Origin of the sequence: Pseudoalteromonas sp. CO348 (assembly GCF_004208845.1) — a bacterium.
Taxonomy (GTDB): domain Bacteria; phylum Pseudomonadota; class Gammaproteobacteria; order Enterobacterales; family Alteromonadaceae; genus Pseudoalteromonas; species Pseudoalteromonas maricaloris.
In genome coordinates this window covers 205,302-218,712 of the sequence record NZ_SGPI01000012.1, presented here as the reverse complement: position 1 = coordinate 218,712, position 13,411 = coordinate 205,302, and the positions used below count along the sequence as shown (strand labels likewise).

General features: G+C 41.6%; 17 protein-coding genes. 1 reads left to right on the top strand and 16 read right to left on the bottom strand.

What is annotated here, in order from left to right; translation table 11 throughout:
* Positions 1 to 23 precede the first annotated feature (23 nt).
* From EXT48_RS05570 to EXT48_RS05495, 16 genes are all read right to left on the bottom strand, one after another.
* On the bottom strand, positions 24 to 254 hold the full coding sequence (locus EXT48_RS05570; protein WP_240703350.1) for a GNAT family N-acetyltransferase: 231 nt from the start codon (positions 252 to 254) through the stop codon (positions 24 to 26).
* 175 nt (positions 255 to 429) lie between these two features.
* Entirely contained in the window at positions 430 to 663 is a 234-nt protein-coding gene (locus EXT48_RS05565; protein ID WP_240703349.1) for a hypothetical protein, read from the bottom strand.
* A 25-nt stretch (positions 664 to 688) separates the two neighbouring features.
* Positions 689 to 1,069, bottom strand: a complete 381-nt coding sequence (locus EXT48_RS05560; protein ID WP_069018651.1) for a GFA family protein — start codon at positions 1,067 to 1,069, stop codon at positions 689 to 691.
* A gap of 139 nt (positions 1,070 to 1,208) precedes the next feature.
* A complete protein-coding gene (locus EXT48_RS05555; protein WP_130163813.1) occupies positions 1,209 to 1,676 on the bottom strand; it encodes a DUF4265 domain-containing protein in 468 nt (155 codons plus the stop codon).
* Positions 1,677 to 1,892: 216 nt separating this feature from the next.
* A complete protein-coding gene (locus tag EXT48_RS05550) occupies positions 1,893 to 4,151 on the bottom strand; it encodes a hypothetical protein (protein WP_130163812.1) in 2,259 nt (752 codons plus the stop codon).
* Positions 4,152 to 4,215: 64 nt separating this feature from the next.
* Positions 4,216 to 4,536 (bottom strand): multidrug efflux SMR transporter, encoded by a 321-nt coding sequence (locus tag EXT48_RS05545; protein WP_017216036.1) that lies wholly within the window; start codon positions 4,534 to 4,536, stop codon positions 4,216 to 4,218.
* Positions 4,537 to 4,652: 116 nt separating this feature from the next.
* Positions 4,653 to 4,832 carry a hypothetical protein gene (locus tag EXT48_RS05540; protein ID WP_039497207.1) on the bottom strand — a complete coding sequence of 60 codons (180 nt, stop codon included), beginning with the start codon at positions 4,830 to 4,832 and terminating at the stop codon, positions 4,653 to 4,655.
* A 214-nt stretch (positions 4,833 to 5,046) separates the two neighbouring features.
* A complete protein-coding gene (locus EXT48_RS05535; protein ID WP_130163811.1) occupies positions 5,047 to 5,562 on the bottom strand; it encodes an adenylate kinase in 516 nt (171 codons plus the stop codon).
* 519 nt (positions 5,563 to 6,081) lie between these two features.
* Positions 6,082 to 6,696 (bottom strand): LysE family translocator, encoded by a 615-nt coding sequence (locus EXT48_RS05525; RefSeq protein ID WP_130163809.1) that lies wholly within the window; start codon positions 6,694 to 6,696, stop codon positions 6,082 to 6,084.
* A 26-nt stretch (positions 6,697 to 6,722) separates the two neighbouring features.
* The gene (locus tag EXT48_RS05520; RefSeq protein ID WP_130163808.1) at positions 6,723 to 7,277 is read right to left on the bottom strand and encodes a GNAT family N-acetyltransferase; all 555 of its coding nucleotides are present in this window, start codon (positions 7,275 to 7,277) and stop codon (positions 6,723 to 6,725) included.
* 175 nt (positions 7,278 to 7,452) lie between these two features.
* Complete coding sequence (locus EXT48_RS05515) at positions 7,453 to 8,280, bottom strand: PD40 domain-containing protein (protein ID WP_130163807.1); 828 nt, start codon at positions 8,278 to 8,280, stop codon at positions 7,453 to 7,455.
* 301 nt (positions 8,281 to 8,581) lie between these two features.
* Positions 8,582 to 8,821: a hypothetical protein gene (locus EXT48_RS05510; RefSeq protein WP_088530261.1), complete on the bottom strand. Its 240-nt coding sequence runs from the start codon at positions 8,819 to 8,821 to the stop codon at positions 8,582 to 8,584.
* 83 nt (positions 8,822 to 8,904) lie between these two features.
* The gene (locus EXT48_RS05505; RefSeq protein ID WP_039497194.1) at positions 8,905 to 9,210 is read right to left on the bottom strand and encodes a hypothetical protein; all 306 of its coding nucleotides are present in this window, start codon (positions 9,208 to 9,210) and stop codon (positions 8,905 to 8,907) included.
* A gap of 88 nt (positions 9,211 to 9,298) precedes the next feature.
* Positions 9,299 to 10,417 (bottom strand): beta-lactamase family protein, encoded by a 1,119-nt coding sequence (locus EXT48_RS05500; protein ID WP_240703348.1) that lies wholly within the window; start codon positions 10,415 to 10,417, stop codon positions 9,299 to 9,301.
* Positions 10,399 to 10,785 carry a hypothetical protein gene (locus tag EXT48_RS23845; protein WP_240703347.1) on the bottom strand — a complete coding sequence of 129 codons (387 nt, stop codon included), beginning with the start codon at positions 10,783 to 10,785 and terminating at the stop codon, positions 10,399 to 10,401. Before EXT48_RS23845 ends, EXT48_RS05500 begins: the two co-directional genes overlap by 19 nt.
* A gap of 85 nt (positions 10,786 to 10,870) precedes the next feature.
* A complete protein-coding gene (locus tag EXT48_RS05495) occupies positions 10,871 to 11,821 on the bottom strand; it encodes a DUF5050 domain-containing protein (RefSeq protein WP_130163806.1) in 951 nt (316 codons plus the stop codon).
* Positions 11,822 to 12,185: 364 nt separating this feature from the next.
* Between EXT48_RS05495 and EXT48_RS05490 the strand changes: the two genes are divergently transcribed.
* Complete coding sequence (locus tag EXT48_RS05490; RefSeq protein ID WP_039497186.1) at positions 12,186 to 13,394, top strand: porin; 1,209 nt, start codon at positions 12,186 to 12,188, stop codon at positions 13,392 to 13,394.
* Positions 13,395 to 13,411 lie beyond the last annotated feature (17 nt).

Here is a 13,411-nt window from a genome sequence, read left to right as displayed (position 1 = left end):
CTTCCAAGCTTAGCTGGCGCACCTTACACTTTCATTTCCATCAGCTGCGCATCTTCACCATAACTTTTGCATACCTTAGTTGGCTTTGGAACAAAGCCTAGTTTCAACCAAAACCCTACGCTATTTTGTACAGCCACGAGCCGAATGCGACAGTACCCCATTTGGGTCGCCAACTCAACTAAGCGTTTAATCATCAAGGCACCAATTCCCTGCCCAGATACGGCTTGTGAAACAACTAGGTCATGTAGAAACAACGACGAACTAGGTGGCTGTTCAGGAAGTAATACCAATTTGCTGAATTAAGTGCTCTATTTTGAGGCAAGAAAATCTTGTCGATAACAAGGCAAAAATTTTGCTATTTAGTTGTTCTAAATAAGAAATTTTTAACACAGTTAGCGTCAGATTTGCTCCTTCAAATTGAGCAAGTATTTAGGTAGATTGGTATAATGTAAACAGACTCGGCGGCTTTTCATCGTACCAAGGGTGCGCCAGTAAATAGGCATCCACGGCTCGATGTTGTTTAAAAACAAAACAACTCTTTGGCGAGCGCATCCATTTACTTTTTAGGATATCCACAGTTTCCGGCGCAACATCATGATACGCCTGATTTTGTAGCGTTAGGATCTCAGGCCACGACGCATCTTCGATAACGTAATAAGTCATAATTTACTCACATACGGCACAGAGACTAATTGCATCCTATACACCACCATTTTGGCCTTCTTGAAATATAAGAATGGGATTTGGGTTCTAGGGTTTTACGACTATTGGCATCAAAAACGCCGAGCACTAATGCAATGACAGGCGCGTCATCTATTGCACCTAATGTGCTACCACACTCAGGGCAAAAAGCGCGCGATGAATAATCCGAAGAACGCCACACCTTAGGCGCACCGCCAGGCCCATCCCAGCTTACCTCTTCACTTGCGAACTCTACCCATGCAACGGTTAGTGCACCGCTATGTCTTTGGCACATTTTACATGAGCAGGTATGAGGGTTACGAGGGACGCCAATCGCGGTAAAACGGATCTGCCCACATAAACATCCTCCAACAAAATTGACAGCCATCCTTGTGTTTCCTTAGTATTTCGCCATTATCCTAAACTAAGTACGATAGTAAATTACCATGCCTATTAAAGTTCCAAGTGAAACACAAAACTGAACACTAAGCCACTGAATTTGAGAAGAATTAGGTAATTTTCCTTAGCTATGCACTTTTACCATCGAAGCTATCGTGGGGCTCGCCGGTAAGTTCATACTTCAATACGCCAAGCTCCTGATAATAATGCAAGATATCGATAAAAGATTCGTATTCTCTTTGCGGTGAAACCGTCAACGCAAAGCGCCCATCATCAAATTGCTCGCTCTCCACGCCAGATAGAATAAGCTCTTGAAGCAGCTCTATGTTTTTGGCATTTTCTAACTCGTTTGTAAAGCGGATCCGCAAAGAACGATACTCACTTCGAGCCACTATATCGATAACTTCTAAAGCACCTTCGCTATCTGGTGCAACCAAAACGTGGTCGCCGTAGTTAACACCAAAAGCAAAAAGCGGGGCACCTTTTATTTGATAAATGTTATCGCCTACTGCCATAGCAACAATAAATTCTTCAGCACATCCTTGGGGATGGTTTTTAAAAGTAAACCGTACTTTGTCAGTAACTACATCATTCATATGGATACAAACCGCCTTTACATGGACTGATCTCGTTTTATCTAACCGACCGTAAGTCCAACAAATAAAAGTCACCCACAATTACAATGTGTTACTTGTATATGGGCTTAGATTGCCAACATGATGCAGTAGCGAAACTGAAGAGAAAATTAAGCAATGATCTTAAAGAAGAGTGATGGCTGTTCAAGTTTAGAGCGAAGCGAGAGCAATAGCCCCCTAGCGCTTGCCCCAAAGCACATCAATTTCTTTACCGTCTTTAACAAACTCTAGCTTCACCGTCACTTTGGTGCCATTTTGTGCCTGAGGAAAAGTGCGCGTACATTGCAATACATAATGGGCGAAAAAGCGGTTATAGAATCCATGTTCGCCCATGTCATCAAAAAGATTAAATGCTTGTTCAAGCACAGAATAATCCCCTTCTTGGTGATAAGAGAGTTTAAGTTGTGCAAAACCATCGCATAGGTTTTTAATGTCGTGCAAAATCCGCGGATGCAACTCGACTATTCCTGCAAGGGTTTGGAATTTGCTCGCACCTAGCCTGCGCCAATCCCGCTCTTTTCCTGCAAGTTTTCGACACCCTTTTGCTTTGAGATATTGATATGTCGCCAGAGCCACTTCGTTATGAGAGTTAAGTTGCGAATTTAACAATGCCTCAAAAATCGCATCATATAATTTCACTCGATTTTCTATAGTTGCCCGCTCAGGTAGTATTTTATGATTAATGGGTAATGCAGCGGCAAGCGAGATGGCCAGTCTTCGACTATCAAACTGACCTAATAAAGGTAATAGCTGAATAAACGCGTCATGGTCTAGGTTTAAGGTTTTAACGATTCGCACATTATCGGCATCTTTGAGTATCTCGCTCAACCGGTGTTTTGTATCCTCATATTCAAACTCTGGGATCATGCCCCATACCGATAAATCATCGACCAAGTGGTCCAGCTCGTTACTGGTCACACTCGCCTCTTGCTGTTCATGTACGAGCGTCAGACCCAGCGTAAACTCGCGTAGCTTAGGAGGCGTTGATGTTGAAAAGGCCACCATCTGAGCATCAAAGCTGAGGTAGTAATGACATTTATCGCCATTAATATCATCTTGATAACCACGCATTCCAAGCGTAGCAAGTTGCACTCTATTTAGCTTGTCTCTTGTTTCAATGGTTTTAAATGAATAGCTGTTACGGCTCATGGCCGACCAAGCACCAAAGCCTAAATTGAATCCATAGGCTTGCTTGATTTCAGTACTGGTTTGAAAGAAGAAGCGCTCTATCTCGATTTCATCTTGATAACTATGCTGAGTGATAGTACCAACCCGCCCAAATAGCGCATCAAGATGCACCTGCTCTAGGCCTTTGGTAGTTAATTTCGCCTCAAGCAGCGATTGATGACTGGATAAACGCGTGTATTCAAACTTAACACTTAACTCGGCTTTTAGCTTTGCAGCTGTTTCAATATTTGCTAACACCGTTTTTTTAATGGTCAGCAGCTCGCTTTGAAGTCGTTCTAAACTGTCCGTTAGTGGATCAAGCTGTAAGCGATCTTTTAATCTTAAGATCAGGTCGTTTTGCGCTTCATCGGGTGATTCTGTTGCGACGAGTGAGAGGATTTCTTCAACCTTATCCAGAGGTGCGTTGAATATCCCTGTCAAAATACTCGAATAAGCTTGCTTAAATCCGGTTTGGTCGGCAAATTTGGCGTTCACTCCCCCAGTGATTGTTAAAGCGGTATTCGACAATGTTGATTTTTTAATTGCGAGGAAAGTATGGTGTGGTTTATCTAAGCGTTTAGAAAAGACAACACGAAAGCCACCACGGATCTCGATATTAAGGTCCACATTCGAAGCCGAATCAAGGTTAATATCAAGTAATTCTCCTTGATCCAACCAGCGGCTAAACATATCGAGATTTTGCGCGATTATATCTGACCACCTAAAATTGGCGCTCACCGTTAACGCCCCTGCCGTTTCCATCATCAATGCATTGTTAGGTGCAAGTGACTTAACATCCTCAACATCGAAAATAACCGGCATAGCTGCAAGGTCGCGGCCTAAGGCAAGACCCACAGCTTCATGTGATTGATGGCAAAGGTAGGCTGCTAGTTTACATTGCGCCTGCCCATCTATATTGATACCAAGCAGCTCCGCTTTGGAGGCACCGGTGAGATCAAAGTCAATGTGTGTGCTGTATTTTATCCAGCACACCTCATCACTATAGGTAAGTGTTGTGGTAGGTTCGAGATCTGCATTAACCTCTTTTTGCTCACCAATAATACCGTCTTCATCGATAACAGTGCTTGCGTTGATAAGCTCTATCTTACTTTCACCGGTAACACTTGCGGTTATCCCCTCCAATGCGAAGCTACGGCTTTCTACTATTTCCCCGCGCCAAGGTAACAAATCACCATGATAGTCTTTAAGTGGTGTGAGGGTAGTCTCGACAAGCGTTTGTAACCCCGCCATATTCAGTTCAATCGTCATCGAATTTCCTTTTCATCTGAAGTGGAATTATCTAACCTAAGCTCCGATTAACTATAGCTGTAATTTAACCCTGAGAGGATAATTTCAGACCAATAATTCCAATCACTATCAACAGCAAACTGAGTAGCTTAAGTGATGACAACGGCTCTTTAAAATAGACAAAGCCAACAATAATCGACCCTAGCATACCAATTCCAACCCAGACAGAATAAGCAACGCTAAGCGGTAAAGTTCGTAGTGCAACACTGAGAAAGTAGAAACTTGCGGCCATCGCCACTAAAGTAATAATTGAGGGAACAGGCTTCGTAAAACCGTTGGTAAATTTCAAACCAATAGCCCAAACGACTTCCAATAAACCTGCAAAAACAAGTAGCAACCAGCTCATGACAACTCCAAAATGGGGTCGTCCCCGCCAGTAAAAGAAAGCTCTGGAGGTCGTCCACCAGAGCGAAAGCAAATTAGCACGCCCGTGAAGCTAATTCAAGCTTCACGGCAGACAAATTAAGACTCAATTAAGATTGTAAAAGAGCCAATATTGCCTAAAAAATCGCAGTTAGCCGTGACAGACAGCACCTTCCAACCATCTTGCTCTATCTGCTCAATCTCTTGGTTGAGTAACTCAACGTCTGGTCCTGGCCAAAAAAAATGCTTTTTCTTATTAAATATTACAACTCTTCTCACGCGTCTCTCCATGCGCAATTATCAAACCGGCTAAGTATACAGCACAACAAAAAAGGTACAAAGGCAAATAATGGTTACGATTATATGATGATGTATCACCGTTTTAGTGTGGGTAAGACCGCCACAAGTTTTATTATTCATCATGTCCAGCTCAAAGGACGTAACACCAAAGGCTGCAAATCAATACATTACTCACGTTTACCCTTAGGTGATATTACTTCGCATGTTGGCGTACAAAGCTATCAAGCGCCGCAACCGACTTAATCACATAGAGTGTTTTGGTTTGCGCGCTTTGCTCTAACTGCGATAAGAATTCTTCATTCCAAAATTGTGGACAGCGCCTTAACGTTTTAATACTGGCAACCGTCCCTTTAAACACTGAGCTACCATCTGGCCAGCCTTCAGGCTTAGTGATCATGCTTTTTAAAAGACGTTTTATCACAAACCAATAACTCACTCGATATGGTAAGTCGATGTAGACTAAGGTATCTGCTGCATCTAAGCGCTGTTTAAACGCATCTAACGGACCAAAGCCGTCAATGATCCACGCATCAGTATTCAATATGTTTTGATGTGCTTTATCAAAAGCGGCTCTTTCAACAAACTCGCCATTTGCTTGGTAGAGCATCGAGTCTAATTGATATAACGGGATGCGTATTGCCGCGGCCAGTCCTTTACTCACCGTAGACTTGCCGCTTCCCGGTTTACCAAAAACTGCTACTTTCTTCATGTAACCTCCTTGCTGTGGCCCCACAAGGCAGATACAAAAAAACCCACCTTACTTTGGTGGGTTCATTAAAAAAGCACACAAAACCACCACTCCTAAGGAATGGTAATAATTCGTGTACTTGTGAGAAATAGTTTTATATTCATACCGATACTTTCACGTAATGATTAGGGCCTGTTTATCTTTCAAGTTTGTTTTTGCAGCAGTTTGATTGGTATTTATACAAGGCAGAGCCGGCGTAGCATAGTCATTCTATGTGAGTCAGGCGATAACACAGTAGAAATGCCAATCAAGCGCTGCCCTTCGGGTTCACCTGAGTGCGCTTTGTTCATTGTTGCTCAACTTTTGCCTAGATTACTAGGCGGCAAGTCGAGCGTCGCGACCAAAACACACTCAGGAGAACAAAAGTCAAACAGCAAAGGTCAACAGGCCCTAATTATTGTCAAGCACACGCAAGGCCAGATGAGTAAATTGAGAAACAGCATCACTTTATGGGCAAGCGAGTCACTAACTTTGGCATCGCTACTGTCTACTCAACAGTAAGTTGCCGCCAGATAGCGCCAAAAATGAAGCACATGCACGATTAAAACGTTTAACCAGTTTAGGTTTACTAAACCACTGCCTTAGATACAGCCCAATAACAGCGTACATAGCGATAGCCACTATTTCCAGAACGAGAAAAATAGCTCCCAATAGTGAAAATTGCTCTGTCACATTTTTTGCAACGTCGACAAACTGAGGGAGAAAAGCGGTAAATATCAAAATTGCTTTTGGATTACCCGTAGCAAGGGCGAATTCTTGTTTCATCAGTCCGATAATGCTCAGATTGCGGACATCATCTGAAACTGGACTAACGTCTGAGCGCCATAAATTATAAGCAATCCATAATAAATAGAGCGCGCCACAAGTTTTAATGGCTAGAAACAATATTTCCGACGTATACAGCACAACTGCAAGGCCTGACGCGGCAAGCGCAATCATCACACAAAATGCGGCGAGCCTTCCAAGTCCTGCAAGTAGAGCTATACGAAAACCATAACGACGAGCATTATTTAGCGCTAAAAGATTATTTGGACCTGGTGCCATATTCAAGGCAAAGCACGCTGGGATAAATAAAAGTAGTGTCCAGATGTCCATAGTCTTTCCTTTTAAAAAATATTGGCTCAGCGATTAAATTCTGACTTTAATAACCCAAAGCACGTTAGGTCGTGAAATTGTTCTTTCCAGTATCCACTTTGTCGTCTAACCCCCTCAGCTTTAAAACCTAGCTTTTCTAGCACAGCCTCTGATGCATGATTCCCCACCACCGTATCTCCTTGAATTCGATTCAGTGCGCCACATCCCAGTAAACCACCAAACGCAGCGGTGATAATTTGGTGTAATGCTTCAGTGGTATAACCCTTTCCCCAAAATTTCGGCATCAAATCATAACCGATAACTGCATTTTTCATCGCCGGGTTCCATGAGTTAAAGCCACACGTACCTATAAGCTGCTCGGTGCCTTTTAATCGGATAGCCCAACGGATCCCAACACCGCTAACAAATCGAGAATGAAAGAAATCTATGAGTTTTTCAGCTTGTAACCGCTCACTGAACGCCTCTAAATCGTAGTATTTCACTACCTCTCGGTTTGAAAATAGTTCAAAAATAGCATTACTGTCGCTTGTGGATAGTGCTGTAAGCTTCAAGCGTGGTGTTTCAAATTCTGGAAATTGCATATTGCTCCTTAACATTCAAAGCGCAACACAGAGACAACTTCAAACCGCGATAAATAGTATGGTGAAGGTTCTTTATACTGCGCGAAATAGCACTTTGACTGCATCTAAAAAATGGCCGGATTGCGGCTGTTTAGTCTAGGTTTTTAGTGGTCGTATAACCTAGAATAATTGAGTGCTAGCGTGTTGGTCTCAGCGTTTCAATAACCTTCGCATCCATCCAGTATGGATTACCTTCCCAGTAACTGGAGCCGTCTTTTCTGACTTTTTTGTCACCTCGCCAAAAGAATAAATACTTTCCGTCTGGTGATACTTTAGGACGTTGCTCGTACGCAGCCGTATTAATCGCATCTCCCATGTTTATTGCGTTTGTCCATGTGCCATCTTGGTTACGAAAACTAATGTAGATATCAGGCGTGTTTTCACCTTCCTTTTCAGCATCCCACATAATATAAGACTCATCTGGTGCTATGTAGGGATGGGCAATGTACTTTCCTTGGTTAATTGCTTTACTCATTTTGTGCGGCTTTTCATATTTGCCATCAACAAGCCGTGAATAACTCAAATGCCCACTGCCGTCTTTCAAATCTAAGACATAAAAGTAGTGTGTCCCTTTTGCTGAGGTAGTATAACCTCTGATTGGAATATCTTTAAAACGCTCGATGTTTTGTATGTGTGAAACCGGTGGGCTAAATTGCTCCTGATATGCTTTTTTATCTGCTTCAGGTATTGATTTTTCAATCCATTGATTGTTTTTATATTGCATCACAATCCATGTTGGTTTTTGATATTCTCCACCAGAGCGAGTAAAAGAAAGCTCTGACATATCTGGCAAAAACAACACTTCAGTCTCACGGTGCTCATCCGTAGAAACGACACCGGGAGCAAATAATTCGGGTGTTAATCCCGGTGGCTTTTGTCCTAAACCGTAATTGTTTTGGGCATAACTTTTATCGCAAATTATTAAACTACAAAACATAGCAATTAGAATGCTCATCTGCTTCATAAACTATCCTTTTATTAGAGCCTTTAGTTTCAAGTAATTATAATTGCACTAGGAAACAGACAAATCCAAGCACCTTTACAAAACCTGACAATGACACCAGTTTGTCTTAATACTTGCTCAATTTGAAGGAGTAAATCTGACACTAACTGCGTTAAAGGTTTCTTATTTAGAATAACTAAATAGCAAAATCTTTGTCTTGCCTACAGGACGTAGGTACCTTAGCGTGAGCAGGATGCGGAAGCGGTGTTATCGACAAGATTTTCTCGCCTCAAAGTGGAGCACTTAATTAAGCAAATTGATGTTACACCGCAAAGCCTCGCCATTGCGGCATCAAAAGGCCTGCAATAAACCAAGGAACTTGTAGTACGAGTATACACAGTGCATACAAACGCAACTGTTCAGCAGTCCATAGCGCAGCAAACCATCCTATGATAAAGAACGACTTCCACCCTTCTATTTTTTCAGCCCCACCAAAATTTAAAATCCAAAGCCAAAATGCCGCAAGTGTGACATGAGAAAGTATCCATGCAAGTAAACTCATATCTTATCCAACTACTAACCCTAAGGCCAAAATCAGTAACTTAGCGCACAACCCACTGCGAAAGCTACCAATAGTAATTTTGGTTATTTGTTTTCTTTCTCACTCGGGATGAAAAACTCAACTTTACCACAAGCTTTACAGGCAAACATATCAAGTGCTTGTCTACTAACAAGTAATTCACCCAAGTTACCTAAAACCCCCCATCGTGAGCCTTCATGAAACTCTTTGGAGCCCAATTTCACCATAGACGAGTCACAACGAAGGCATTGTAATGACGGACTTTTTAATTCTGGTAAGCTCTCTTTTCCTTTCTCACAACCACAGTTCCAACAAACTTCAAAACTTGTTTCTTCAATCTCAGTACTACAATTTTTGCATTTCCAACTCATGATACCTCCTAGTATATGCTTAAATCTGCAAAGGCGACGCTCAAGATATTCAATAGGGTCTGCCATACTTTGAAACTACATTCGCTTGTCATTTTGACTGTCCAACTTGCTCATACTTTTCAACAATCGCATTGGCAATATCATTTAGTTTCCCTTGCGTGTTGTTCGCTGAAACATTCGTGGCAATAAATATTCCTAACTTCTGCTTTGGATAAAGCGCAAGCCAAGTGGAAGTCCCCGTAGAGCCTCCGCTGTGATAGAACATAGGATTAGCTGAGTGATACTCGTATGTATTCCAAAAAAATGCGTGGCCATGTTCACTGCTGGTTTCTGTTAATAAGGTGCGCGACAACAGTACTTCTTCTGCTTGGGTGCTGAGTAAATACTGCATATAATCGGCAATCGAAGCTGCAGTGGATGTTAGTCCGCCTTCAGCGAACGAGTGTGGACTGAGTAACGGTGCAATTTTTCCGTTTCTATCTACCCCTCTCGTTATTTTACTTATCTCACTGGGCTCTAAACGAAACCTTGTGTGTACTTCACCCGATTGTTCCGTGATCAATTGCGCAACAAGTGTAGATAATGGTTGGTTATACACGTTTTCCAAAATATACCCAGTCAGGTTTGCGCCAACATTGGAGTATTGAAATGTCTGACCAGGCGTTGAGGTAAGTTGGTACTGAGCTAAATCTTCAAAAAACTTCACTTTTGAATAGTTAGAGAACAGCTCAAAAGCCTTGCCAGACTTTATATCTGCGCTTGTATATGCAAAATCTTGCGGTAACCCACTTCTGTGAGTCGCGAGATGACGCAAAGTGATAGGTTTGCCTAGATGTTGCAGGTTTTGATAATCACCTTTTTGCAAGTACACCCTAATATCTTCATCTAGTTGCACTTTTTTATCTACTACCGCCTTGGCAAGCAACAACCCGGTATAAGTTTTAGTGATGGATGCAATTTCATACACGGTGTCATGGTGTGGCTTTGTACCATCAGGAAACTCGCCAAACTGTTTTTGATAGTTAAGCTTATCATTCACAATGGCGATGGAGGCAACCTGTGCATTTTCCTCAATCAGAAAATCTGTTAGTTTTTTCTCAACAAATGCGTCAAAGTCTAGTTTGCTATCGTTGTTGCAGGCGGTTAAAACCATCAAAAAGAGCATCAAACAAAGTAGGGTTAATGATTTCACTGAACGTAGCTGCATATTTGCTCTGTCGCCTTGATTAATTGATTAATGTATGCCAATAGAAAGCTTTTATTTACTTCATTATCAACCAGTCGCACGGCTATTTTGGCGTTTTGCAGCGCTTGCAAGTTATCCTCATTCGCCTCAAACGCCTTTGCTAAAGACTCATAGGCTTGCCAAGACTTAGGTTGATATTCGGTGTAACCTTCTGCGACTTCTATCGCTTCTATGACTCGGCCTTGTCTAATCAAATACGTACTAATGAAGCCGAGCCTATTAACACTATTCCAACGCGTTGATCTTGGCAATATAGTAAAATTATAACGGTCTCTTAATTGGTCGTAGTTGTTATTAATATTTTGTAGAACATTACCAGATTTAGTCACAATATCGCGATACTTCTTTTCCTTTTTTAGGTCGTCTCCAACAACAGCAAAAGTAAATAACTTAAGCTGCGGTCAGCGCACAGGTCTACTGGCGCTCACTTGTTTTCTTTAACTTTTGTAGCGTTTCTTGGTCAAGACCTGGCACAACTGTCGCTTGCGAGCTGTTTTGAAGTATTTTTTTGATAGATGTGCCATCCACATTTATAGAAAAGACATCATAAAAGCCATATACATTCTCTGAAGCGAAATACACCTTTGTGCCGTCTGGAGACCAAGATGGATCCCATTCTTGAATGTCATTACGAGTAAGCCGCTTGTTATTGGCTCCATCAATATCCATGACATATACCTCCTGATTGCCATCTCTATTAGATAGATAGGCTATTTTTTTGCCATCTGGGGAAATTTGAGGAGACATGTTGTCAGTGTCATCTTGAGTAAGTTGAATAGCCTCACTACCATCCAAATTAGCTATGCTAATTTGGCTTGGGCTGGCTTTAGATTGATATAGTAATCGCCCATCTGGCATAAATTCTGGAGCACGACCTTCAAGATTTTTAATTTGGCGCTGTTCACTACCATCTGCATTCATTAACCAAATTTCTTCTTGCCAAACACCTTCCTTATTTTCATATTCTCTGCCAAACGCTATCGTCATTCCATCCAAAGACCAAGCAGGTGCACTATCCCACACATATTTTTTACTGGTTAATCTTTTCATATTGCGGCCAGTAATATCAACGGTATGAATTGACCATGTTTTGAAGTTATCGTATTTACCGTAAAAGGTTACTTTTTCTCCTGATGGTGAGACAGCAGGGTAGCCGTCACTTGACGTGGCTTTCACGATCTTTACTGGCGATTTACCATCTTGGTCACTTAAGTAAATCGCTTTGCTATTACCGTCTTTAAAACCATATATAATACCATACGACTCTGTTGATGGTTCGCTATATGATTGAACTTCATGGATAAAAAACAACATAATGGTGGAAAAACAAGCCAGTTTTGAGATACCAATTTTTTTAACAAGCATTACTCAATCTCCCTTTTGTAGTTGTGTATCTAATTGGAAGACTACAGAAGTCTATCTACCAAAAACATGATGTTTTATTGATTTTTCGCTGAATTACACCGTTTCGTGCTATTTTGCTGTCACAAAACGTAGATATTGCTATAAACCCTTGCATTTATTGCGTAAAATCAATCAATAACCTCAGAACGCAGCTTTCCCTAACTCATTGATATTTAGACTCAATGAACAGGAAATGAATAAATTTACCAAAAACCACGTTATTTTCTTGATATTTTTTCACTTTTGCCTGTATTTTAGCTTTGATAATCTCCATTTTTTAGCTAATTTAACCCTATTTAGCAACAACATTGAAACAAGGTAATTCATGAAAAGAACACTTGCTGCCACTCTTATCGCTAGCGTGACTACTATTCCAACAGTAAACGCTATCGAGATATTCAAAGATGAAAAGAATAGTGTCACGATTGGCGGCTTTATCGATGCTCGAGTTATTAACACTCAAGGCGAGACTGAGTTGGTAAACGGCGCATCGCGTATTAACTTTGACTTTAAACGCCAATTGAAAAACAACTGGCAGGCTTTCGCACTACTTGAATGGGGTGTAAACCCTGTTGGTAGTAGTGATATTGTTTACAGCAACCGCTTCGAATCAATACAAGACGAGTTTTTATATAACCGATTAGGTTATGTTGGTATTAAGCACGATGAATACGGCCAAGTTACCCTAGGAAAGCAATGGGGCGCTTGGTACGACGTGGTATACAGCACCAACTACAGCTTAGTTTGGGATGGTAATGCCGCAGGTGTTTACACCTATAACAAAGACGACGGCGCGATCAATGGTACTGGTCGTGGTGATAAAGTGCTGCAATACCGTAATCAATTTGGCAAGCTGAGCTTTGCGGTACAAGCTCAGCTAAAATCTGACGATTTTTATACTTGTGATGTCGTTGATATTTCCAGCAGCTCATGTGAAACCCTATTTAATCAAGGGGATAGTGCAGCACAAATGGTAGAGTTTAATTCAACCTACGGCGCTTCACTCACCTATGCAGCAACCGAAAACTTAACTCTCACAGCCGGTGTTAACCGCGGCGAGTTTGATATTGTGTATGCTGCTGGTCGAAATCAATCGGTTAAAGATTTAATTTATGGTGTCGGTATTACCTACGGCGATTTCTATAAGCCAGGTTGGTATGCAGCTGCAAACATCAATAAAAACGAAAACCACGATACCGATAACCTAGGCCGCTTAATCAAAGATGCCGTTGGATTAGAGTCGCTTGTTAGCTACCGTTTTGACAATGACGTGCGTACATTTATCGCTTACAACGTATTTGATGCGGGCGATGACTATGTGATCCAACCAAATTTTAATGCTGATCCTAATGATGTTTTTAAGCGTCAGTTTGCCGTGATAGGCGCACACTACTTTATGTCTGAAGACACCATTTTGTACATTGAAGCGCGTAAGGACTTTAGTGACTTCTCAAGCGCCGATGCCGCGCAAGAAGCACAAATGTCACAAACCGAAGACGACGGTATCGCCATCGGTTTTCATTACACGCTTTAAGACTAAGCACTGTAATA

What these genes read in the sequence shown, in the direction of transcription:
- EXT48_RS05545 (WP_017216036.1), bottom strand. Translation starts at nt 4,536, where the DNA reads ATGAGCTGGTTGCTACTTGTTTTTGCAGGTTTATTGGAAGTCGTTTGG.
- EXT48_RS05515 (WP_130163807.1), bottom strand. Translation starts at nt 8,280, where the DNA reads ATGAAGCAGATGAGCATTCTAATTGCTATGTTTTGTAGTTTAATAATT.
- EXT48_RS05555 (WP_130163813.1), bottom strand. Translation starts at nt 1,676, where the DNA reads ATGAATGATGTAGTTACTGACAAAGTACGGTTTACTTTTAAAAACCAT.
- EXT48_RS05535 (WP_130163811.1), bottom strand. Translation starts at nt 5,562, where the DNA reads ATGAAGAAAGTAGCAGTTTTTGGTAAACCGGGAAGCGGCAAGTCTACG.
- EXT48_RS05565 (WP_240703349.1), bottom strand. Translation starts at nt 663, where the DNA reads ATGACTTATTACGTTATCGAAGATGCGTCGTGGCCTGAGATCCTAACG.
- EXT48_RS05520 (WP_130163808.1), bottom strand. Translation starts at nt 7,277, where the DNA reads ATGCAATTTCCAGAATTTGAAACACCACGCTTGAAGCTTACAGCACTA.
- EXT48_RS05560 (WP_069018651.1), bottom strand. Translation starts at nt 1,069, where the DNA reads ATGGCTGTCAATTTTGTTGGAGGATGTTTATGTGGGCAGATCCGTTTT.
- EXT48_RS05510 (WP_088530261.1), bottom strand. Translation starts at nt 8,821, where the DNA reads ATGAGTTTACTTGCATGGATACTTTCTCATGTCACACTTGCGGCATTT.
- EXT48_RS05505 (WP_039497194.1), bottom strand. Translation starts at nt 9,210, where the DNA reads ATGAGTTGGAAATGCAAAAATTGTAGTACTGAGATTGAAGAAACAAGT.
- EXT48_RS05490 (WP_039497186.1), top strand. Translation starts at nt 12,186, where the DNA reads ATGAAAAGAACACTTGCTGCCACTCTTATCGCTAGCGTGACTACTATT.
- EXT48_RS05495 (WP_130163806.1), bottom strand. Translation starts at nt 11,821, where the DNA reads ATGCTTGTTAAAAAAATTGGTATCTCAAAACTGGCTTGTTTTTCCACC.
- EXT48_RS05500 (WP_240703348.1), bottom strand. Translation starts at nt 10,417, where the DNA reads ATGCAGCTACGTTCAGTGAAATCATTAACCCTACTTTGTTTGATGCTC.
- EXT48_RS05525 (WP_130163809.1), bottom strand. Translation starts at nt 6,696, where the DNA reads ATGGACATCTGGACACTACTTTTATTTATCCCAGCGTGCTTTGCCTTG.
- EXT48_RS05550 (WP_130163812.1), bottom strand. Translation starts at nt 4,151, where the DNA reads ATGACGATTGAACTGAATATGGCGGGGTTACAAACGCTTGTCGAGACT.